The sequence below is a fragment of the Patulibacter sp. NPDC049589 genome (assembly GCF_040675535.1).
Classification (GTDB): domain Bacteria; phylum Actinomycetota; class Thermoleophilia; order Solirubrobacterales; family Solirubrobacteraceae; genus Patulibacter.
The window spans coordinates 1-19,860 of the sequence record NZ_JBFAPC010000106.1; the positions used below are offsets into that span (position 1 = coordinate 1).

17 protein-coding genes and 2 pseudogenes are annotated in these 19,860 nt (G+C 77.2%); 10 read left to right on the forward strand and 9 right to left on the reverse strand.

Going from position 1 to position 19,860, the window contains the following annotated elements; translation table 11 throughout:
* Positions 1 to 326: 326 nt before the first annotated feature.
* Together AB0L40_RS18285 and AB0L40_RS18290 are read right to left on the reverse strand one after the other, a co-directional pair.
* A complete protein-coding gene (locus AB0L40_RS18285; protein WP_364357657.1) occupies positions 327 to 1,859 on the reverse strand; it encodes an MFS transporter in 1,533 nt (510 codons plus the stop codon).
* Positions 1,856 to 2,203, reverse strand: coding sequence for a hypothetical protein (locus AB0L40_RS18290; protein WP_364357660.1), 348 nt, complete (start codon positions 2,201 to 2,203; stop codon positions 1,856 to 1,858). Before AB0L40_RS18290 ends, AB0L40_RS18285 begins: the two co-directional genes overlap by 4 nt.
* Positions 2,204 to 2,238: 35 nt before the next feature.
* On the opposite strand from AB0L40_RS18290, the gene AB0L40_RS18295 reads away from it, so the two are divergent.
* Positions 2,239 to 2,616, forward strand: coding sequence for a MarR family transcriptional regulator (locus AB0L40_RS18295; RefSeq protein ID WP_364357663.1), 378 nt, complete (start codon positions 2,239 to 2,241; stop codon positions 2,614 to 2,616).
* Between the two features lie 11 nt (positions 2,617 to 2,627).
* Here AB0L40_RS18295 and AB0L40_RS18300 read toward each other — a convergent pair whose 3' ends face one another.
* Positions 2,628 to 3,281 carry a GntR family transcriptional regulator gene (locus tag AB0L40_RS18300; RefSeq protein ID WP_364357666.1) on the reverse strand — a complete coding sequence of 218 codons (654 nt, stop codon included), beginning with the start codon at positions 3,279 to 3,281 and terminating at the stop codon, positions 2,628 to 2,630.
* Between the two features lie 17 nt (positions 3,282 to 3,298).
* Here AB0L40_RS18300 and AB0L40_RS18305 point away from each other — a divergent pair, with 17 nt between their 5' ends.
* The gene (locus tag AB0L40_RS18305) at positions 3,299 to 4,666 is read left to right on the forward strand and encodes an MFS transporter (RefSeq protein WP_364357669.1); all 1,368 of its coding nucleotides are present in this window, start codon (positions 3,299 to 3,301) and stop codon (positions 4,664 to 4,666) included.
* Positions 4,667 to 4,706: 40 nt separating this feature from the next.
* Positions 4,707 to 5,540, forward strand: a complete 834-nt coding sequence (locus AB0L40_RS18310) for a hypothetical protein (protein WP_364357672.1) — start codon at positions 4,707 to 4,709, stop codon at positions 5,538 to 5,540.
* A gap of 605 nt (positions 5,541 to 6,145) precedes the next feature.
* On the opposite strand, the gene AB0L40_RS18315 is transcribed toward AB0L40_RS18310, so the two are convergent.
* On the reverse strand, positions 6,146 to 8,275 hold the full coding sequence (locus AB0L40_RS18315; protein ID WP_364357675.1) for an MMPL family transporter: 2,130 nt from the start codon (positions 8,273 to 8,275) through the stop codon (positions 6,146 to 6,148).
* 184 nt (positions 8,276 to 8,459) lie between these two features.
* On the opposite strand from AB0L40_RS18315, the gene AB0L40_RS18320 reads away from it, so the two are divergent.
* Both AB0L40_RS18320 and cobI read left to right on the forward strand, forming a co-directional pair.
* A complete protein-coding gene (locus AB0L40_RS18320) occupies positions 8,460 to 9,047 on the forward strand; it encodes a TIGR00730 family Rossman fold protein (RefSeq protein ID WP_364357678.1) in 588 nt (195 codons plus the stop codon).
* A 153-nt stretch (positions 9,048 to 9,200) separates the two neighbouring features.
* Positions 9,201 to 9,950, forward strand: coding sequence for a precorrin-2 C(20)-methyltransferase (gene cobI / locus AB0L40_RS18325; RefSeq protein WP_364357681.1), 750 nt, complete (start codon positions 9,201 to 9,203; stop codon positions 9,948 to 9,950).
* A gap of 9 nt (positions 9,951 to 9,959) precedes the next feature.
* Here cobI and AB0L40_RS18330 read toward each other — a convergent pair whose 3' ends face one another.
* Positions 9,960 to 11,549, reverse strand: a complete 1,590-nt coding sequence (locus tag AB0L40_RS18330; RefSeq protein ID WP_364357684.1) for a serine protease — start codon at positions 11,547 to 11,549, stop codon at positions 9,960 to 9,962.
* Between the two features lie 71 nt (positions 11,550 to 11,620).
* Here AB0L40_RS18330 and AB0L40_RS18335 point away from each other — a divergent pair, with 71 nt between their 5' ends.
* On the forward strand, positions 11,621 to 12,553 hold the full coding sequence (locus tag AB0L40_RS18335) for a L,D-transpeptidase (RefSeq protein WP_364357687.1): 933 nt from the start codon (positions 11,621 to 11,623) through the stop codon (positions 12,551 to 12,553).
* Between the two features lie 142 nt (positions 12,554 to 12,695).
* Here AB0L40_RS18335 and AB0L40_RS18340 read toward each other — a convergent pair whose 3' ends face one another.
* Positions 12,696 to 14,462 (reverse strand): trypsin-like serine protease, encoded by a 1,767-nt coding sequence (locus tag AB0L40_RS18340; RefSeq protein WP_364357689.1) that lies wholly within the window; start codon positions 14,460 to 14,462, stop codon positions 12,696 to 12,698.
* A gap of 346 nt (positions 14,463 to 14,808) precedes the next feature.
* Here AB0L40_RS18340 and cbiE point away from each other — a divergent pair, with 346 nt between their 5' ends.
* Entirely contained in the window at positions 14,809 to 16,062 is a 1,254-nt protein-coding gene (gene cbiE / locus AB0L40_RS18345; protein WP_364357692.1) for a precorrin-6y C5,15-methyltransferase (decarboxylating) subunit CbiE, read from the forward strand.
* Between the two features lie 3 nt (positions 16,063 to 16,065).
* Here the strand turns inward: cbiE and AB0L40_RS18350 are convergent, their stop codons facing one another.
* Entirely contained in the window at positions 16,066 to 16,851 is a 786-nt protein-coding gene (locus AB0L40_RS18350) for a histidine phosphatase family protein (protein ID WP_364357704.1), read from the reverse strand.
* Here AB0L40_RS18350 and AB0L40_RS18355 point away from each other — a divergent pair.
* Positions 16,843 to 16,986, forward strand: a pseudogene (locus AB0L40_RS18355) (hypothetical protein); the annotation flags it as partial. The gene AB0L40_RS18350 and the pseudogene AB0L40_RS18355 sit on opposite strands and share 9 nt — an antisense overlap.
* A 135-nt stretch (positions 16,987 to 17,121) precedes the next feature.
* On the opposite strand, the pseudogene AB0L40_RS18360 reads toward AB0L40_RS18355, so the two are convergent.
* A pseudogene (locus AB0L40_RS18360) lies at positions 17,122 to 17,328 on the reverse strand (iron-sulfur cluster assembly protein); the annotation flags it as partial.
* Positions 17,329 to 17,399: 71 nt separating this feature from the next.
* On the opposite strand from AB0L40_RS18360, the gene AB0L40_RS18365 reads away from it, so the two are divergent.
* The gene (locus AB0L40_RS18365) at positions 17,400 to 17,933 is read left to right on the forward strand and encodes an FxsA family protein (RefSeq protein ID WP_364357695.1); all 534 of its coding nucleotides are present in this window, start codon (positions 17,400 to 17,402) and stop codon (positions 17,931 to 17,933) included.
* Positions 17,934 to 17,990: 57 nt separating this feature from the next.
* Entirely contained in the window at positions 17,991 to 18,956 is a 966-nt protein-coding gene (locus AB0L40_RS18370) for a hypothetical protein (protein ID WP_364357698.1), read from the forward strand.
* Here AB0L40_RS18370 and AB0L40_RS18375 read toward each other — a convergent pair.
* Complete coding sequence (locus AB0L40_RS18375) at positions 18,953 to 19,408, reverse strand: hypothetical protein (RefSeq protein WP_364357701.1); 456 nt, start codon at positions 19,406 to 19,408, stop codon at positions 18,953 to 18,955. The two genes, AB0L40_RS18370 and AB0L40_RS18375, sit on opposite strands and share 4 nt — an antisense overlap.
* Positions 19,409 to 19,860: the final 452 nt, after the last annotated feature.

The following is a 19,860-nucleotide window of genomic DNA, read 5'->3' on the forward strand; positions in this document are numbered from 1 at the left end:
GCCGCTCTTGAAGCGCTGGATCTTCAGCGCCCGGTTCAGCCGCGACGCGCCGATGGGCGTCAGCGTCACCTTGAGGTTGGAGAGCGCCGGGCCGACGGGCGGCCGGGCCGGCAACGGCGCAGGGCCGGTGGAAGCCCCTCCGCGACCCGCTTCTCAGCGGACCGCGACCTCCACGGCCGTCGCCGGGCCGCGGGAGTAGGGGCAGGTCACGGACGGCAGCCCCACGGCCCGGAGCCGGGCACGTCCGTGCCGGGACGGATGCGGGCTGGCACGCCGGGATCATCGCCCGTCCGGCCCGCCGCGTCGGCCCGGGGCGCCCGCGGCACTCAGTCCGCCGCCCCACCCCGCACCGTCGCCCGGGCCACCCGGGCCCGGCGCGCCTCCAGCGCGTTCGGGGCCAGCACCGCGACCGTCGCGAGGACGCCCACCAGCGCGACGCCCATGACCAGCGTCGTCGCGGGCTGCAGGGCGTCGAGCACGCCAGCGGCCTGGTCGCCGCCGCTCGTCTGGCCGGCGACCACCGCGGTCACCAGGGCCAGCACGATCGCGCCGCCGACCTGGAAGCTCGTGTTGACGAGGCCGGACGCCAGGCCCTGCTCGTGGTCCTCGATGCCGGCCGTGGCCTGCATGTTGAGGGCCGGGAAGCAGAGCGCGAAGCCGACGCCGAGCAGCAACATCGTCGGCAGGATCCCGGTGACGTACGTCGGGGTCGCGTCGGCGCGGAGGAACAGCGCGTAGGCCGCGGCGAACGAGATCAGGCCGACGAGGATCACCGGCGCGGTGCCCACGCGGTCGACGATCGCCCCGGTGCGCGGCGCGCCGAACGCGACGAGCAGCCCGGCGGGGAGGAACGCCATCGCGGTCTCCAGCGGCGACCAGCCCAGCGAGTCCTGCAGGTACAGGGTGCCGATGAACTGGAATCCGACGTAGGACCCGAACATCAGGAGCGCGGCGACGTTGGCGTGGACGATGTGCCGCGAGCGGAAGACGCCGAGGCGGACCAGCGGGTGCTCCGTGCGCCGCTCGATCGCGAGGAACGACCCGAGCAGCCCGGCGCTGACGGCGAACGCCGCGAGCGTCACGGGGTCCAGCCAGCCGCGGCCCGGCGCCTCGACGACGGCGTAGACGAGCAGCAGCATCGAGCCGGTGATCGTCGCCGCGCCGGCGAGGTCGTAGTGGCGGTGCCCCGCGTCGTCGGGCGCGTCCTTCTGGATGAAGCGCGACGCGGCGACCAGCAGCAGGATCGCGATCGGGGCGGGCAGCAGGAAGGTCCAGCGCCAGCCGAGCTCGGTCAGGACGCCGCCGAAGACGAGGCCGAGCGAGAAGCCGCTCGCGCCGCAGGCCGCGTAGATCGAGAGCGCGCGGTTGCGGGCGTGGCCCTCGCGGAACGTCGTCGTGATGATCGACAGGCCGGCCGGCGCGGTGAACGCCGCGGCGACGCCCTTGATGAAGCGGGTGGCGATCAGCAGGGTGCCGTCGTCGACGAGCGCGCCGAGCAGCGAGGCGACCGCGAAGACCGCCAGCGCGACCAGGAACACCCGCCGCCGCCCGAGGAGGTCCGCGGCGCGGCCGCCGAGGAGCAGCAGCCCGCCGTAGCCCAGCACGTAGCCGGAGACGACCCACTGCAGCGTGCCGGCGGACAGGTGGAGGTCCGTGCCGATCGACGGCAGCGCGACGCCGACCATCGAGACGTCCAGGCCGTCGAGGAAGAGGGCGCCGCAGAGGACGATCAGGGCGCCCCAGACGCGGGCGTCCCAGTGCTCGCCGTCGACGGTCCGCGAGGGACCGTCCGGCGCGGCGGTTGGCGCCCCGCCGGCGCCCGCCGGCGCGGCGGCGCCGGCGTTCCCGCCGGACGTCACGACGCCACCGCCCGCCCGGACGACGCGGCGACGACGGCGGAGCCGGCCCCCGCGGAGGCCGAGCCCGAGCCGGCGCCCGCGGCCCGAGCCGCGGCCCGGCGCTCGGCCCGGACGGCGGCGCGGTCGGCCGCCTCGCTGGTGCGGCGCACGCGCTGGGCGGCGAACCAGGCGGACGCGGCGCCGCCGACGGGGGTGACCGACGGCGGCGTGAAGAAGGAGCGGGCGGGGCCGGCGGCGTGGCCGGCGGTGCCCGACTGGGTGGGAGGAGATGCCATGCGGCGAAGTATATGCACACGCATCTTCTGCTCCTGCATCATCTGCGTGAACATCTTCTGTGCGTGCATGCACAGGTCCTCCGGGTGCTAGGCTGACCCTTGCGATGACCCCTGAACCCACGGTCGAGCGCTGGCGGACGATCCTCTCCGCCCACGCCGCGATCACCTGCGCGCTGGAGCGCGAGCTCCAGAACGGCCACGGCCTCTCGGTCAGCGAGTTCGAGGTGCTGGAGCGCCTCGTCGAGGACGCGTGCCGCGAACGCCGCATCCAGGAGCTCGCCGACGCGGTGCACCTGAGTCAGAGCGCGACGACCCGCGTGGTCGGCCGGCTGGAGAAGGACGGCCTGGTCTGCCGCAACATGTGCGCGTCGGACCGGCGCGGCGTCTTCGCGGCGATCACCGACGACGGCCGCACCCGCTACGCCGAGGCGCGCCCGACCCAGCGCCGCGTGCTCGACGAGCACCTCGCCCCCGCGGCGTAGCGCCCCCGGGCTCAGCCCTCGATCGACGCCGCCCGCGCGGCGTCCAGGTGCGCCGCGATCAGTGCGGCGGCCCGCTCCGCGTCGCCGGCCGCCACCGCGTCGACGATGCCCTCGTGCTCGGCCAGCAGCTCGTCCGGCCGGGGCCCGCCGCGGCGCATCATCGCCACCGTCATCCGGTCCTGCCGGTCGCGCAGGCCGTCGTAGAAGCGCAGCAGGACCCGGTTGCCGGAGGCCGCGACCCAGGCGCGGTGCAGCCGGCGGTCGGCCTCGGCGGACGCGACGAGGTCGCCCGCCCCCGCGAGCCGGCGCTGGTCCGCCAGGATCGCCCGCAGCTCCGCGACCAGCGCGGGGTCGACCGGCCCCGACAGGACGGTGCGCAGCGCGTCCGCCTCGACGAGCAGCCGCGCCGCGAACAGCTCGCAGGCCTCGCGGGTCGAGACGGGCACCACCAGCGCGCCGCGCTTGGGGTAGAGCGCGAGCAGCCCCTCGGCCTCGAGCTGCAGGAAGGCCTCGCGCACCGGGGTGCGGCTGACGCCGACCGCGTCCGCGACCGCCCCCTCGCTGAGCAGGTCGCCGTCCTCGATCGACCCGTCGACCAGCCGGCCCTTGACGTGGTCGTAGACGCGGCGGGACGCCGGGGGCGCGGTGCGGGGTGCCGGGCTCATGCTTAGATACATCATAGATGCAACACGCCCCCGCCACCAGGCCGCCGGTCCGCACCGGCACCGCGACCGGCGCCGCCGACGGCCCACGGCCGGCCGCGACGGCCCGCCGCGCGGCCCCGTCGCTGCGCCGCGCGTGGGTCGTCTGGGCGGTCGGCGCGGCGGCCTACCTCGTCGCGATGCTCCACCGGATGTCGCTCGGCGTGGCCGGCAGCGACGCCGCCGAGCGCTTCGGGGTCGCGGTCGGCGCGCTCGGCGTCTTCACGTCGCTGCAGCTCGTCCTCTACCTCGTGATGCAGATCCCGGCGGGCCTGCTCGCGGACCGCTTCGGCCCGCGCCGCACGCTCGCGATCGGCCTCGCGGTGATGGCGGCCGGCGAGCTGCTCTTCGCGGTCGCGCACTCGATGCCGGTGGGCCTCGTCGGCCGCGGGCTCGTCGGCGTCGGCGACGCCCTGACGTTCCTGAACGTCCTGCGCCTCGCGCACGCCTGGTTCCCGTCGCGCCTGCAGCCGATCCTCGCGGCGCTCACGGGGTTCGCGGGCGCGCTCGGCCAGCTCGTCTCGACGGTGCCGCTCGAGCTCGGCCTGCGGCACCTGCACTGGACCGGCACGTTCCTGCTGCTCGGCGGCCTGACGGGCGTCCTGGTCCTGCTGCCGCTGCTCGTCGTCCGCGACCGCCCGGACCGGCCGCCGCCCGGTCACGCCAGCGAGGGCGACGCCGCGGCCCCCGGCGGCCCGGCCCACGAGCCGATCCGGCGCACCCTCGCCGCCGCGTGGCGCCGCCCGGCGACCCGGCAGGGGTTCTTCCTCCACATGGGCGCGCTGGCGCCGTTCCTGATCGTCGCCGCGGTCTGGGGCGTCCCGTACATGACGGACGCGCAGGGGATGGACCGCGCCACCGCCGCAGGGTTCCTGCTCGCCGGGTCGATCGCGTTCGCCGTCAGCGGGCCGCTGGTCGCGCTGCTCGTCGGCTCGGACGGCCGCCGCCAGCGGATCGCGGCGCTCGCGCTGCCGGCCGGCTCCGCCACCGCCTGGGCGGTGCTGCTGCTGTGGCCGGGCGCCGTCGTGCCGCGCGGGGTCCTGCTGGCCGCCCTGGTCGTCACGGGGATCGGCGCGGGCGGGTCGATGCTCGCGTTCGAGATCTCGCGGCGCACGGCCCCGTCGTCGGCGACCGGCAGCGCGGCGGCGCTCGTCAACTGCGGCGGCTTCTCGGCGGCGGTCGTCGGGTCGCTCGTGATCGGCCGGTTCCTCGGCGACGGCGGCAACGGCGCGGTGGCGACCCAGCACGCGATGCTGCCCGTCCTCGTGATCGCGCTGCTCGGGCTCCTGGGCGGCCTGGCGACCCGGGACCGTCCGTCGGAGCGCGTCGTCCCGGCCGCCGTTGTGTGACGCGCGACCAGATCGCCGACGGTCCCGTAGGATCGGATCGATGACTCGAGGACGCAGCCGGGGCGCCGTGCTCGCCCGCACCGCGCTCGCCGTGGGCACGACGGCCCTCCTGGCCCTCGGCGCCGCGGGGTGCGGCGGGGGGAAGGACGACGCACCGAGCGCGAAGGCCGGGGCCGCGGACCACGCCGACAAGGCGAAGCTCGTCGCCGTCGCCCGCCCCGACGACGCCGAGGCCGGCGACGCCTCGCCGCTGCCCGACGGCGAGAACACCGGCCCCGCCGCGCCGAAGCCCGCCACCGTCGGCGAGCGCAGCGCCGAGAAGGCCGCGAAGGCCCAGCCGTCCGAGGCCGACTCCGGGATCTCCCCCGGCGCCCCGAGCGACGCGGAGATCCGCGCCGAGCTGGGCGAGATGAAGAAGGTCCAGAAGCAGGCGGCGAAGGACGCCCTGAGGGCCGGCCCGAGCGCGCCGCTCGAGCTGACCGGCAAGGCGAACGCGAAGGCCCCGGCCGGCGCCCCCGCCGCGATCGCCGCGATCATCGGCTCGGCCAACGCGATCGCCCGCTTCCCGTACGTCTACGGCGGCGGCCACGGCTCGTTCGTCGACACCGCCTACGACTGCTCCGGCTCCGTCAGCTACGCGCTGGCGGGCGCCGGCCTGCTGAACGCGCCGCTCGTCTCCGGCGACCTCGCCAAGTGGGGCGACCCGGGCCCCGGCCGCTGGGTCACGATCTACGCCAACGAGGGCCACGTCTTCATGACGGTCGCCGGCGTCCGCTACGACACGAGCGGTCGCTCCGGCGTCTACGGCAGCCGCTGGCAGGCGAACTCGCGCAGCACGGCGGGCTTCGCCGTCCGGCACCCGCCGGGCCTCTGAGCGGGGTCTGGCCCGACCTCGTCCTCAACCGGCGCTACGCCGCGGTGCCGTCGATCCTCGACCGGCTGCCCGGCGGGCGTCGGTCCTCGCGGCGCCGCCCCCGGACGGCGTCGACCTCACGATGCGGGTGTGGCACGGCGCGTTGCTGGCCCTCGCGGCGACCGAGGACGGCCGTTCCGCCGAGGCCCGGGAGCACGGCCGCTCCGCGGCCCCGGGAGCTGGCGCTCGACGCCCGGGCGATCGTCGACGACTGCGTCGACGTCGGCAATCTCGCGGCCCGTCTGGCCGACGTCGAGGACGCGATCGCCCGCCCGCAGGTGGGGTCGGGGCTGTCGCCCGCGGAGGCTTGCGTCCTGCCGCTCCTGTCGACCGGCCTCTCGCTCGCGGAGATCGGCGACCAGCGCTACACCTCGCGCAACACCGTCCGGATGACCTACCGCCGGCTCGGGGTGTCCTCGCGCGACGAGGCGGTGGCGGTGGCCCGGAGGCGCGGGCTGCCGGGTGGGCACCCGCGCAGGACCGCCGCGGACGACGAAGGCTGGCGACCGGCGCCCACCCCCGGGACGTCGCGTCCTCCTCGCCCCGGGCCCGCCCCCCGGGCCCGCCTACCCGCCCCAGCGCCGCGCCAGGACGCCCGGCAGCCACCAGTTCCCGCGCCCGAACAGCGTCACGAGCGCCGGGGCGACCAGCGCCCGGACGACGGTCGCGTCCAGCAGGATCCCCGCCGCCAGGCCCGTCGCGAGCATGCGGATCTCGGAGTTCGGCGCCGCACCCAGGGCGACGAAGGCGAGGAAGAGGATCAGCGCCGCGCTGGTGACGAGCCGGCCGGTGCGGCCGAGGCCGCGGATCACCGCGTCGTCGGTGGACCCCGTGCGGTCGTACTCCTCGCGCACGCGGCTGAGGATGAAGACCTCGTAGGCCATCGACAGGCCGTAGAGGAACGCGAAGATCGCCAGCGGCACCCAGGTGGTGATCGAGCCGGTCGCGGGGACGCCGCCGATGAGCTCCGAGCCCCAGCCGTGCTGCCAGACGAGGACGACGATCCCGAAGGACGCGCCGACCGACAGGACGTTCAGCAGGATCGCCTTCAGCGGCAGCAGGATCGAGCGCAGCGCGCGGGCCAGCAGCGCGAAGGTGATGACGGCGATCAGGAGCACCATCAGCGGGAACGACGCGTAGATCGCCTCGGTCAGGTCGCGGTCCTGCGCCGCGGGGCCGCCGACGCCGGCGTCGATGCGGTCCGTCCCCGTCGCCGCGTCGCGGATCCGGTCGAGCGTCGCCCGGCCGGCGTCCGACGCGGAGTCGCCGCGCGGCAGGACGACGCTGATCGTGCGGCCGTCGCGCTGCCACTCCGGAGAGACCGGCGCGACCACGCCGCGGACCCCGGCGATCCCGCGCAGGCGCTGCGCCGCGGCGGACGCGGCGTCGGTGCTCGAGACGACCTCGACGGGCGTCAGCGCGCCGGAGCCGAGGCCCGAGGACTCCAGCTGCCGCAGCGCGGTGCGGGCGTCGCCGCCGGCGGAGAGCGCGTCGACCGACGGCTGCCCGGGCCGCAGGCCGGTCGCCACCACCGCGAGGACCACGAGGACCGCCAGGCCGGCGATCGCCGCGGGCCAGCGACGGCGCACGACGAGCGTCGCCCAGCGGATCCAGCCGGGGGACGCGGTCGGGTCGGCGGCGGCGGCGCCCGCGGCGTGCCGGGCGATCCACCGCCGGTCGAGCCGCTCGCCGGACGCCGCGAGGAGGACGGGCAGCAGCGTCAGCGCGGCGAGCACCGAGACGATCGGGATCAGCAGCCCGCCGAAGCCGATCGAGCGGATGAACGGCACCGGGACGACGACGAGCGCGAGCAGCCCGATCCCGACGGTCACGCCCGAGACCGCGACGGCGCGGCCGGCGGAGTCCATCGCAGCGCGCACCGCCTCGTCGCCGTCCCGGCCGGCCGCGCGCTCCTCGCGCCAGCGGAAGACCACGAGCAGCGAGGAGTCGATCGCGACCCCGAGCCCGATCAGGCCGACGAGGAACTGCACGACGAACGTGACCTCCGTCAGCTCCGCGAGGACCCGCAGCAGCAGGAAGGTCGTGAGGATCGAGACCGCCGCGACGACGAGCGGCACGACGGCCAGCACGGACCCGAAGACCCAGGCGAGGACGAGGAGCGCGCCGAGCCCGCCGACGAGCGTCTCGACCAGCAGCCCGGCCCCACCCCCGCCGCCGGAGTCGTCGGCCAGCGCCTCGGTCCCGGTCACCCGCAGCGGCCGGCCGCCGACGTCGGTCCGCGCGGCGACGCGCCGCGCGGCCGCGAGGGCGCGCGGGTTCTCGTCGGGCGCCGGGCGGCCGACGGGCGGGAAGACGTAGGCGACCGACGTGCGGCCGTCGCGGGCGTCGAGGCCCTCCCCCGTCGCGCCGGTGCTCGCCACCGACCGCGACCCCGGGATCGCGCGAGCGACCCGCGCGACCGCGTCCTGCAGCTCCTGCCGGACGTCGACGTCGGCCACCGAGCGGCCGCGCTCCGTCGCCGCGACGAGCACGATCGGGGCGATCGTGCCGCCGTTGCCGTACGTCGCGACGATCTGCCGGTTGGCCCGGAACGCCGGGCGCCCGGGCGCGTCGAAGGAGCGCGAGAGGGCGTCGCCGATGCCGCTCGCCGCCCACGCGCCGGCGAGCGCCAGGACGACCCACACCGCGGCGACGAGCCGGCGCCGCGCGAGGACCGGGCCGCTCAGGCGCCGCACGGGCGTCCTGTCCGGTCGACTGGGTGCGAGGAGCAGGGGGCCGCGGGCACGACGCGCACCTTCCCCGATCCGGGGGCCGCGATGCTCCGCACCTCGTCCGGGGACCGGGTTCCCGCCGACTCGAACCTCCGGCCGCCGCGGGCCGCCGCCCCGCTCCGCCGCCGGCGTCTGGCACGATCGCGCGATGCCCTTCCGCTCCGTCTGCGTCTACGCCGGATCCAACCCCGGGATCGACCCCGGTCACGCCGCCGCCGCGCAGGCGCTGGGCGAGCTCCTCGCGGGGCACGGGACGCAGCTCGTCTACGGCGGCGGCAAGACCGGCCTGATGGGCGTCGTCGCCGACGCCGCCCTCTCCGCCGGCGGCAGCGTCGTCGGCGTCATCCCCCACGGCCTGGAGCGCCTCGAGGTCGCCCACCGCGGGCTGACCGAGCTCGTCGTCGTCGGCTCGATGCACGAGCGCAAGACCCTGATGGCCGAGCGCGCCGACGCGTTCGTCGCGCTGCCCGGCGGCCTCGGCACGATCGAGGAGCTCGTCGAGGCCGCGACCTGGACGCAGCTGGGGATCCACCGCAAGCCCGTCGGCCTGCTCGACAGCGCCGGGTACTGGGGACCGTTCGCCGCCTTCCTCGACCACGCCGTTGACGCCGGCTTCGTGCGCCCCGAGCACCGGGTCGGCATCGTGCGCGACGCCGACGCCCGGACGCTGCTGGCGGCGCTCGAGGCCTGGACGCCGGCGACCGTCCAGAAGTGGCTGACGCGCGAGGAGTCCTGAGGGCGTCGGGGCGGCGGCCACGATCGCCCCGCCCGCGGCGACCGGGGCCCGCGTCCGGCCTGTCGGCGACGATCGCCCCCGCCCTCCGGCGCCCGCGCCCCGCCCCGGCCGGCCGCACGACCCCCGCCGGGCCCCGCCCGTCAGGATGGCCGGATGAGCGGCCTCCTCATCGGCATCGGCGTCGGACCGGGCGATCCCGAGCACCTGACCCTGAAGGCGCTGAAGGCGCTGGAGCGCGCCGACCGCGTGTTCGTCCCCGTGACCGAGGCCGCGGGCGAGACCGGGCGGGCGGAGCACGTCGTCGCCCCGCACGTGGACCCGGCGAAGATCGAGCGGCTCGGGTTCTCGATGCGCGACGCGTCGCTGCGGGCCGAGAACTGGGACCGGGCCGGCGCCGCGATCGCCGCGATCGTCCGGGGCGGCGGCACCGCGGCGTTCTGCACGCTTGGCGACCCGAACGTCTACTCGACGTTCACCTACATGGCCCACACCGTGCGCGGCCTGGTCGCCGACATCGTCGTGGAGACGATCCCCGGCATCACCGCGATGCAGGACCTCGCCGCCCGCTCCGGCGCGATCCTCACCGAGGGCAACGAGTCGCTGACGCTGCTCCCCCTGACCGCCGGCGAGGACGTCCTGCGCGCCGCCCTGCGCGGCTCCGACACCGTCGTCGCGTACAAGGGCGGCCGCCACATGCCGCGCGTGCGCGAGATCCTCGCCGAGGAGGGCCGCCTGGAGCAGGCGATCTACGGCGAGCACCTCGGCGTCGACGGCCAGGAGGTCCGGGCGGCCGGCACCGACGCCGAGCGCCGCGGCCCCTACCTCTCGACGGTGATCGTCCCGCCGGCCCGCACCGACGAGCGCGGTGGCCGCCTGAAGGACGAGACGGGCCGCGCGATCTGACCGGCCGGACTAGCGCCTGATCGTCACCCGCGCGACGTCGCGGGCCGTCCGCCCGTTGGTCGCCGTGGCCGTCCCGGTCACCAGGGGCGCCGGCCCGGAGCGGGCCCCGGCGCGGACGCGCAGCCGGAACGTCTTCGTGGTCGCGCGCCGCACCGACGAGGTCCGCCAGCACCGCCGTCCGCCGGCGCGCACGCCGCCCGAGGACGCGGCGACCACGAAGCGCGCGCCGGGCGTCACGCACGTCCGCACGCCCCTGGCGCGCGACCCACCGACGTTGCGGACCTGCGCCTCGACGCGGATCGAGCCGCCGCGCCGGACGACCGCGGGCGCCCGCAGCGCCAGTCGCAGCCGCGTGCGGGCGGCGGCCGGGGCCGCGCCGCCGATCACCGCCGGGGTCGCCGGGGTCTGGGGCGTGCGGCCGACCCCGCCGGCGGTCGTCGCGTAGCCGGTGCAGGCGACCGTCCGGCCCGCGTCGGCGGGCTTCAGGAGGTACGTCGCCGGACCCGACTGCAGGGTCGTCCCGTCGCGCGTGTCGGTGAACGCGAACGTGAACGTCGGCGCGTTGGTCCACGATCCCGGGGAGCACGTGAGGGTGTCGCCCGTCCGCGGCGTGCTCGTCGGCGCGCGCAACGCGACGCCCTCGCCGCCGACCGGGGCGAGCGGCGGGTTCGCCTCGCCCTGGACGAAGCGCAGGACCTCGGGCGCCGCGACGTTCGTGTGGAAGCCCGACTGGCCGGCCCCGCAGGCCGCGCCGCTGGAGACGATCCCGACGATGGTGCCGGCCTGGACGACGGGGCCGCCGCTGTCGCCCTGGCACGTCGACCCGGCACGGCTGCGGGTGACGGCGTAGAGGGCGTTGAGCTCGCCGGCGCCGCCCTTCGCCTCCGGGATCGCGGCGTCCAGGAGCGGGACGTCCAGCGCGTACAGGCCGCCGTCCTGGGTCCCGCCGCCGGACCGCACGCCGTAGCCCGAGACGCGCGCGGTCCCGAGCGGGCTCTGCCCCGGCGCGGGCAGCGCGACGGGCTGGGTCGCGGCGTCGTAGCGCAGCGGCGCGGCGAGCCGCAGGACCGCGACGTCGTCGGTCAGCTGCGCGAGCGTCGCCTGGTCGCCCTCGCGGGAGCGGTACCGCGGGTGCCGCCGCACGTCGGCGACCGAGCGCGTCTGCGCCGTGTCGCCCGCCTGCGGGATCACGGCGCCGCCGGCGCCGGGCGTGGGGTCCAGGCGCGAGAACCCGCTGTCGACGACGAACGACGCCGGCGGGATCCGGTTCACCCCCGCGAAGGTGCAGTGCGCGGCGGTGAGGATCGTGTCGGGCGCGATCACGGCCCCGCCGCAGGTGGCGAACGAGAACGGCCCGGGCGTCCCCCACGGCTGCCCGTCCCCGCGGACCCGGATCCGCACCTGGTACGGCACGGCCGTGATCGCCACGGGGGATCCGCCGACGATCCGCGGGGCAGCGGGCGCGGTGCCGATCGTGCTCGCGGTCCGGAGGAGCGGGGCGTCGGCCGCGGCGGAGGGGACGACGGCCGCCGCACCGGCCACGACGGCGAGCAGCGTCAGCCGGCGAGCACGGGCGAGGGGACGGGCGTCGACGCTCACCGTCGCACCGTATAGGGCGTCCCGGGACGCGGGTGCGGCGCCGGTCGTGGCCGGCGGATAGCGTTCCCCCGGTGCGGACCGCCGTCCCGACGCGCCGGCTCGGCGCGCTCGCCCTCGCGGCCGTCGTCGGGGCCGCAGCACCCGCGGCCACGTCGGTGGCGTCGGGCCGGCGCGCGACGTCGGCGGCGTCCGCCGCCCCGGCCCCCCGCTCCGCGCCGGCGGCACCCTCCCGGGCGGCCCCGCGCTCCGCCGCGGCGTCCGCGACCACCCCACCACCGGCCGCGCCGTTCCGCTGGGACCTCGCGCAGCGGCTCGAGGAGGGGCCGCGGCTCGCCCCCGGCGTGCCGGTCCCGAACGTCATCCCGCGCCGCGACCGCGGCGGCTACACGGCGAAGGTCGTCGAGTCGACGCCGGTGCTGGACGCGCCGGGCGGGCGGCGGCGGGTCTGGACCGCGGGGTCGACGACGCTGCACACCGGCAACGCGACGCGGCTCTCGGTCCGCCGGGCGCGGTTCGACGCCGACGGCCGGGCGTGGCTGGGCGTCCAGCTGCCGATCCGGCCGAACGCCAGCCTGGGCTGGGTCCCGTACGACGCGGTCGTCCTCGAGCACACCACGTGGTTCGTCAGCGTGCGGCTGCAGCCGCGCCGGATCGAGATCCTTCGCGCCGGCCGCCTGGTCCGCAGCAGCTCCGTGGTGATCGGCGCCCCGTCGACGCCCACGCCGACGGGCGACTTCGCGATCTACGAGATCGCCCAGCAGCCCAGCGCCCGGGACTTCCTCGGCCCGTGGGCGCTGCACCTGACGTCGTTCTCGGACGTCCTCACCGACTACGGCGGCGGACCGGGCCGCGTCGCCGTCCACGGCCGCGGCCCCGCGTCGATCCTCGACGCCCCGCTGGGCGCCGCCGCCTCGCACGGCTGCGTCCGGGTCCCCAACGCCCTGGTCTCGTGGATGCACGCCCGGACCCTGGCGGGCACCCCGCTGCGGATCACCGACCGCTGAGGCGCGGGGCCGGGGCGGACCGCCGCCGTCCGGGGCGGAGCGGTGCCGTCTGCCGGCACGTTTCCGCGTCACCCGCGTCCGGCCCGGGACCGGAGCGGATCCGTGCCGCCCCACGGCACCGACCCGCGGGGCCCCGGCCGCCCTACCCCGTGACCCCGCCGCCCGCCGCCGCGCGGGCGCGGCGCTGGATCGTCACCAGGCGGCGCGCGGTCGAGGCGCGCAGCGACGGGGCCGTGACGGTGACCGTCGCGGCCGTCGTGCGGCCCGGGACGGCATCGCGGTCCGCCCGCAGGCGGAAGGTCCGGGTGACGGTGGTCGCGGCCTTCTGGCGGGTCGTGGCGACGCCGCCCAGCGACGCGACCGTCCAGCAGAGGCGGCCGGCCGACAGGGTCGCGCCGCCGCGGGAGGCGACCGAGAAGCGGCTGCCGATGCGGACGCAGATCCGCAGGCCCTTCGCCGCCACGCCGCCGGCGTTGCGGACGGTCGCCGTCAGCGTGAAGGCCGAGCCCTGGCGGACGCGCGACGCGCCCGAGCCGGCGACGGCGGCGAGCTTCGCCGGGGTCGGTGCGGTGCCCGAGGGCGCGGGCGTCGTGGCCGGCGGGACGGGGACCGTCGGCGTCCCGATCGTGGTCGGCTCCTCCGGCGTCGTCGGGGTGGTCGGCGTGCCGCCGTCCGGGGCGGGCAGGACCGCCGGCGTCGCGGAGGTCGCCGGCGTGCGGCCCACGCCGCCCGGCGTCGTGGCGGTCGCCCGACAGCTGACGGTGCGGCCGACGTCGGCGCCGGTCAGGGCGTAGCGGGCGGACGATCCGCTCTGCAGGACCGTGCCGTCGCGCGCGTCGGTGAAGGTGAACGCGTACGTCGGGCCCTGGTCCCAGGTGCCCGCCGCACACGTCAGGGCGTCGCCGGCGTGCGGTTCCCGCGGCGTCGTCAGCGTCACGTCGGTGCCGCCGCGCGGGGCGCGCGGGATCGCGGGGACGGCACCGTCGAGGACGCCGCGGACGAAGCTCAGGTTCTCGCCGGCGGTGAGCGCGGAGAAGAGCCCCGGCCGGCTGCCGCCGCACGAGACCAGCGAGGACATGACGCCGACGACGCGCCCGCCGACGACCAGGCCGCCGCCGGAGTCGTCGCGGCAGGCGGCGCCCGAGACCGTCGTGAGGAAGAGCGCGTTGAGCGGGCCCGCGCCGCCCAGGGCCTGCGGGTCGACCGACTCCGCGAGCGTGGTGTCGACGCCGTAGAGCTTGCCGTCGGGCTCCTCCGCGGCCGGGTCCTGGAAGCCGTAGCCGCTGAAGAACGCCACCGAGCCCGTCGCCGGGTTCGGGCCCGCCGCCGGCAGCTCGGCCGCCTGCGCGTTCGGGGTGGAGAGGTCCAGCGGCTCGGAGAGCGTCAGGACCGCGACGTCGTCGATCAGGCGCGTCAGGTCGGTGCTGCTGCTCGGCCCCAGGTAGCCCGGATGGCGGGCCACGCCGCCGACGGCCTTGATCTGCATGGGGTCCGTGGTCGGGTCGTAGTCCTCGTCGAGCCCGGCGTTGAAGTCCGTGACGCCGGCGTACACGGCGTAGGCGTCGGGGTCGTCGACCGCGAGGCCCGGGTCCTCGGCGTCGAAGGTGCAGTGCGCGGCCGTCAGCACGTGCGTCGCGTCGAGGATCGTGCCGCCGCAGACGCCGGTGTCCTCCTCGCCCTCGCCCTCGGTCTCGATGGACGCCTGGTACGGCGCGCGGGTGATCGGGATCTGGGTGCCGCCGACGATCCGTGGCGCGACGCCCGGGGCGGGGCGGGCGGCCAGGACGGCATCGTCGGCCGCGGACGCGGCGGACGGGGCGGCGAGCACGACGACGGCGGACGCGGCGACCACGGCGCCGACGAGCCGGCCGGCGAAGGACCGTGATGGGGGGACGGGAGTACGGGACACCCCCGGCACGCTACAACGTCCGTCCAGGCGCGTCCGCGTTTTCTCACGATCGCCGATCGGCCGTCGCCACCGGCGATCGGCGGCCGCCCGGCCCGTCCGCCGCGTCGGGTGTGCGGCCCCGGCGTGGCGGGTATGGGCCCCGTCACGTCCGTCCGTCCGCGTCCCGGAGCGACCGGCCGTCCGCCGCGGGCGGACCGCCGGCGGCGGACCGACCGACGGCCGGCGGGAGATCCCCCGCCCGGGCCCGCGCGACCCTCCGTCTACGTGCGCGCGACCGCCCGTCCGCCGGCGCGCGACCGCCCGCCGGCACCCCGGCGCGCGGGACGGCCGCGTCATGATGGGGCCGATGCGAAGCGCCCGCCCCGCCATCCACGTCGTCGGCCTGGCGGGCGACCGGCCCGCGACCCCCGAGGGCGCCGCGGCGCTGACCGCGGCCACGCTCGTGGCCGGCGGGGTCGGCCCCCTGGCGGCGCTGCGCGAGCGCCTCGGCGCCGACGCGACCCCCGAGACCGTCGCCCTGACCGCCCCGCTGGAGCCGGCGCTGCGGCGGATCGCCGAGCACGACGGCCCGGTCGCCGTGCTCGCGTCCGGCGACCCCGGCTGGTTCGGGATCGTGCGCACGCTCGCCGGGCGGGTCGAGGCGGACCGGATCGTCGTGCACCCCGCCCCGTCCTCGGTGGCGCGGGCGTTCTCGCGCGTCGCGCTGCCGTGGGACGACGCCCGCGTCGTGTCCGCCCACGCGCGCGGGACGGAGGGGATCACCGCGGTCCTCGGCGCGCTGATCGCGGGCCCGAAGGTCGCCGTCCTCACCGCGCCGGACTGCGACCCGTCGTTCCTGGCGTGCGCCTACGGGCGGATCCCCGGGGCGCCCGGGCGGACGTTCGCGGTCTGCGAGCGCCTCGACGCACCGGACCAGCGCGTGACGATCGGGTCTCCTGCGGAGATCGCCGCGGGGACCTTCGCGGACCCCAACGTCCTGCTCGCCTGGCGGCCCGGCCGGCCCGTCGCCGCGGCGCGCACCGCGATCCAGCCGGCGCGGGCGGCGACGTCGTGGGCGCTGCCCGAGGACGCGTTCGCCCACCGGGCGGGGATGATCACCAAGCGCGAGGTTCGCGCCGCCGCGCTGGCGGCGCTGGGCCCGGGGCCGGGCGACCTCGTCTGGGACGTCGGCTGCGGCAGCGGCTCGGTCGCGGTCGAGTGCGCGCTGCTCGGCGCCGGCGTGATCGCCCTGGACCACGACGAGGGCGCCGTCGCGCTGACGCGGGAGAACGCCGCCGCCCACGGCGTCGAGCTCGCCGCGACCCATGCGATCGCGCCCGCGGCACTGGACGCCCTGCCGGACCCCGACGTGGCGTTCGTCGGCGGCGGCGGCGCCGACCTCGACGCGATCGTCGACGTCGCCGCGGCCCGGTCCCGGCGGGCGGTGGTCGTCACCCTCGCGACCCTCGAGCGGATCGGCCCGACGCTGGAGCGCCTGGCCGCCGCGGGGCTGACCACCGAGGGCACGCTCGTCCAGTCCTCGCGGATCCGCCCGTTCGTGGGCGCCCACCGGCTGGTGCCCCAGAACCCGACCGCCGTGCTCGTCGGCCGGCGAGGCTGACCCTCAGGTGATCGGCTCCGACGCGCTGCCCGCGACCCAGTTGCGCGAGCGCAGGCCGTCGAGGTGCCCGGTGTCGTTGTAGCCGCGCAGCCGCAGCCGGCCGTCGGGGAAGACGACGAAGCGGTTGACCGACGTGTTGTCCGCGCCGAGGAACGCGAACGCCTCGCTGCCCGTCGCCTGGCGGCACATCTCGGCGATCACGCCGCCGTGGACGACCGCGGCCACGGTGGTGTCGGGGCCGGCCTGCGCGGCGACGTGGTCGAACCCGCGGCGGACGCGCTCCCCGAACAGCTCGTCCCGCTCGGCGCCCGGGATGATGTCCCAGCGCTGCTCGGAGAACGAGCGCATGATGATCGGGTCGCGGCGGGCGATCCGGACGCGGTACTCGCCGGCGTCCCAGTCGCCGAGGTGGATCTCGCGCAGGTCGGCGACGACCTCGGGCTGCAGGCCGGTCAGCTCGACGAGCCGCGCCGCGGTCTGGTGCGTGCGCTGCAGCGTCGTGACGAAGAGGCGCGAGAGCGGCTCGTGGGCCAGGCGCTCGCCGACGAGGCGGGCCTGCTCCTCGCCGTCCCCCGACAGCGGCGGGTCGCCGTCGCCGTCCGCGTTGACCGGGAAGGTGCCGCCGGCGTCGATGCCGACCGTCGAGCCGTGACGGACGAGCAGGATCTCGGTGGCGCCGGGCGGGAGGGTGAAGAGCCGCTGGGCCTCGACGGTGCCGCTGGTGGTCTCGTCGTCCGTCGCACTCACCCCCGATACGTTGGCAGACCGGGCGCGGCGGCGATGGGTCACGATGGGGTCGTGTCCGGTGATCCCCCCAAGGCGCCCGCGGCCGCTCCCGGCGTCGTTCTCGGCGTCGGCGCCAGCCGCGGCTGCCCGCCCGCCGAGCTGGCCGCGCTCGTCGACGACGCCCTGGCCGCCGCCGGGGTCCCCCGCTCCGCCGTGCGGGCGGTCGCCTCCGCGACGGTCAAGGCCGAAGCCGAGCGCGAACTTGGCGTCCTCGCTCATCTTCTCGGGCGTCCACGGCGGGATGAAGGTGACCTCGGAGCCCACGGACGCGACGCCCTCGAGCTCGGAGACGAACTCCTCGATCTGCGACTCGACCTGCGGACCGATCGGGCAGCCCGGGGTCGTCAGCGAGTACGTGACCTGCACGTGCTCGTTCTCGATCTCGATCCCGTAGATGAGCCCGAGCTCGACGAAGTCCAGACCCAGCTCGGGGTCGATCACGTTCGCGAGCGCCGCTTCGACGTCTTCCACGGTGGCCATCCATCGAGTGTGACAGACCCGGACCGGGCCCTCCGTCGGCCCCGGACCCGCCGGGCGCGTACCGTAGGGACATGCCGCTCCTCCTGCTCGTGCTCCTCCTCGGCGGCGCCGCGCTGGAGATCTGGGTCGCCATCACCGTCGCGGACGCGATCGGCGCCCTGCCCGTGGTGCTGCTCCTGCTGGCGAGCTCGTTCCTCGGCGGCCGCGTCCTCGGCCGCGGGACCGTGCGCGCGTGGCGCCGGGTGGCCGACGCGTCGCGCAGCGGCGAGCGGGTGGGCCGGAGCGTCCTGGACGCCGGCCTCGTCGTCGTCGCCGGCGTGTTCCTGCTGCTCCCCGGCCTCGTCAGCGGCGCGGTCGGCCTGGTGCTGCTGACCCCGCCCGTCCGCGCGGTGCTGCGGCCGCTGCTCGCCGCGGCGGTCGCGCGCCGGATGCTGCCGGTCGTGATGAGCGCGCGCGGGGCGGCCTGGACGGCGGGACGGCGCCCGGGCGCGCCGGCGGACGTCGAGGGCCACGCGTCGGAGGCCCCCGGCGCCGAGCCCGAGGGCCCGGTGCGGGGCGTCGTGCTGCCGGCACCGTCGGACGACCCGCGCTCCGACCGGCGCTGACCGCCAGCCGCCGGGGCCCGGCGGCGGTCCCCGTGGCGCCCGTGGCATGATCGCGCGATGGCCCTGGACCCCGCTCTGGAACGACCGCGCGCCTCGGAGGCCCCCGGGTTCAGCGACGCGGTCACCTGCGCGTTCGCGGACGAGGCGGCCGGGGTGCAGGGCACGATCCGGCTCGGCGTCGCCGGCGGCGTCGCGTCCGGCCTGACGATGGTCTTCGTCGGCGGCGTGCCCGCCGTCGCCCACGCCGCGGGCGGCGTCGCCGTCGGTCCGGAGCCGGCGTCCTACGACGACGTGTCGGCCGCCGGCATCGTGCACCGCGTGGTCGAGCCGCACCGTCGCTGGACCGTCACGGCCACGCTCGAGGGCGTCCTGGTCGAGCTCGAGCTCGAGGCCACGGGTGCCGCGTTCGTCCTGGACCCGAAGCACCCGGCGTCGCGCCGCGGCGGCATGGAGGGCTACGAGCAGCCGTGCCGGGTCCGCGGGCGCATCGAGCTGCAGGTCCCCGGCGAGCCGCTGCGGACGATCGTCGTCGACGGCGTCGGGCAGCGCGGCCACCAATGGGGCGCGCCCGACTGGGAGACCCTCGAGCTGTCGCGGACGATCACCGGCTGGTTCGGCGACGACCTCGCGTTCAACGTCAGCGCGATGCGCCCCGCGGGCGCGCGCTCGCACGCCGACGAGGTCTCGTGGTCGTCGATCTCGCGTCCGCCGATCGAGACGTTCGAGGACGAGGACGAGGACACCGTCCCGGAGCCGGCGGTCGGCGACGGCACGCCCGAGGCCGTGGAGGCCCCGGAGCCCCGCATCTCGACGACCGTCGGGGCCGACGGGCGGCACACGTTCGCGACGGTCGAGCTCTGGGAGTCCGACGAGGGACCCGTCTGGACGGCGACGGGCGAGCCGATCGCCGGCACCACGCTGGAGCTCGGCCAGCTGCGCCTGGACATGGCGTTCTTCCGCTGGCGCCTGCAGGGCCGCACCGGCGTCGGCCGCTACGACATCCTGCGACGCGTCGAGGGCTAGTTCTCGGAACCGAGGCGGTCCCAGCAGTAGAGCTCGAGCGCCTCCTGCACGATCAGCTCGGCGCTCTCGCGCGACAGGTGCGGCAGGACCGCCTGGAGCGCCTGCTCCTCGGCGACGCCGGCGTCGAACGCGTCGTCGCCCCGGAAGCCCGCCGCGATCTTCATCGCCTCGCGGCGGTTCTCGCCCAGCGTCGGGAAGACGCGCACGAGGAACTCGCGGTTGGCGAGCGGCTGGCCGACCTCCATCGACGCGTGCCAGGCGGCGAGCATCGAGAGGTCGTTGTCGTCCAGCGCGGCGAGGGTCCTGGAGTACTGGCCGACGAGCTCGGGCTCCGGGATCTCGTCGACCCAGGCACGGATGACCTCGCCGACGAGCTGGCGGCGGGCTTCGCGGCCGATCGACTCGGCGATGACGCGGATCGCGTCCTGGGGATTGATGAAGACCAGTTCCACGGGGTTCCGTTCACAGGAAGGACGACGGGGACGCTACGGGCCGTCCCGGACGGAGTGCGGGGGCGCCGGGCGAGGCGCTGGGGACCCGTTCCGGGGCCGGGATCCGCGGCGGCCCGGACCCGGACGGGCGGGGTCTGCAGTTGCAGGGAGAACGTCGTCCGGAGCGGATATCGACGGCACGGACGCCCCGTGCCGACGGGCGGCCGGAGCCCACGGGCTCGCCCTCGGCGGTGACGTCGACGGGACCCGACCGCCGGGGCGCCGCGGTGCGGCGCCGGGATCGCCCGGGTCGCCCGGGTCGCCCCGGCGGGCGGTCACTCGAAGCCGAACTCCGACGCCGCAGAGCCGCCCCCGGAGGACCCCGACGATCCCGGGGCCGCGGGCGCAGCCCGGCGCGCGGGCGCCCCGGCCGTCCCGGCCCCGCCCGAGGACCCGGAGCCGGACGTCCCCGT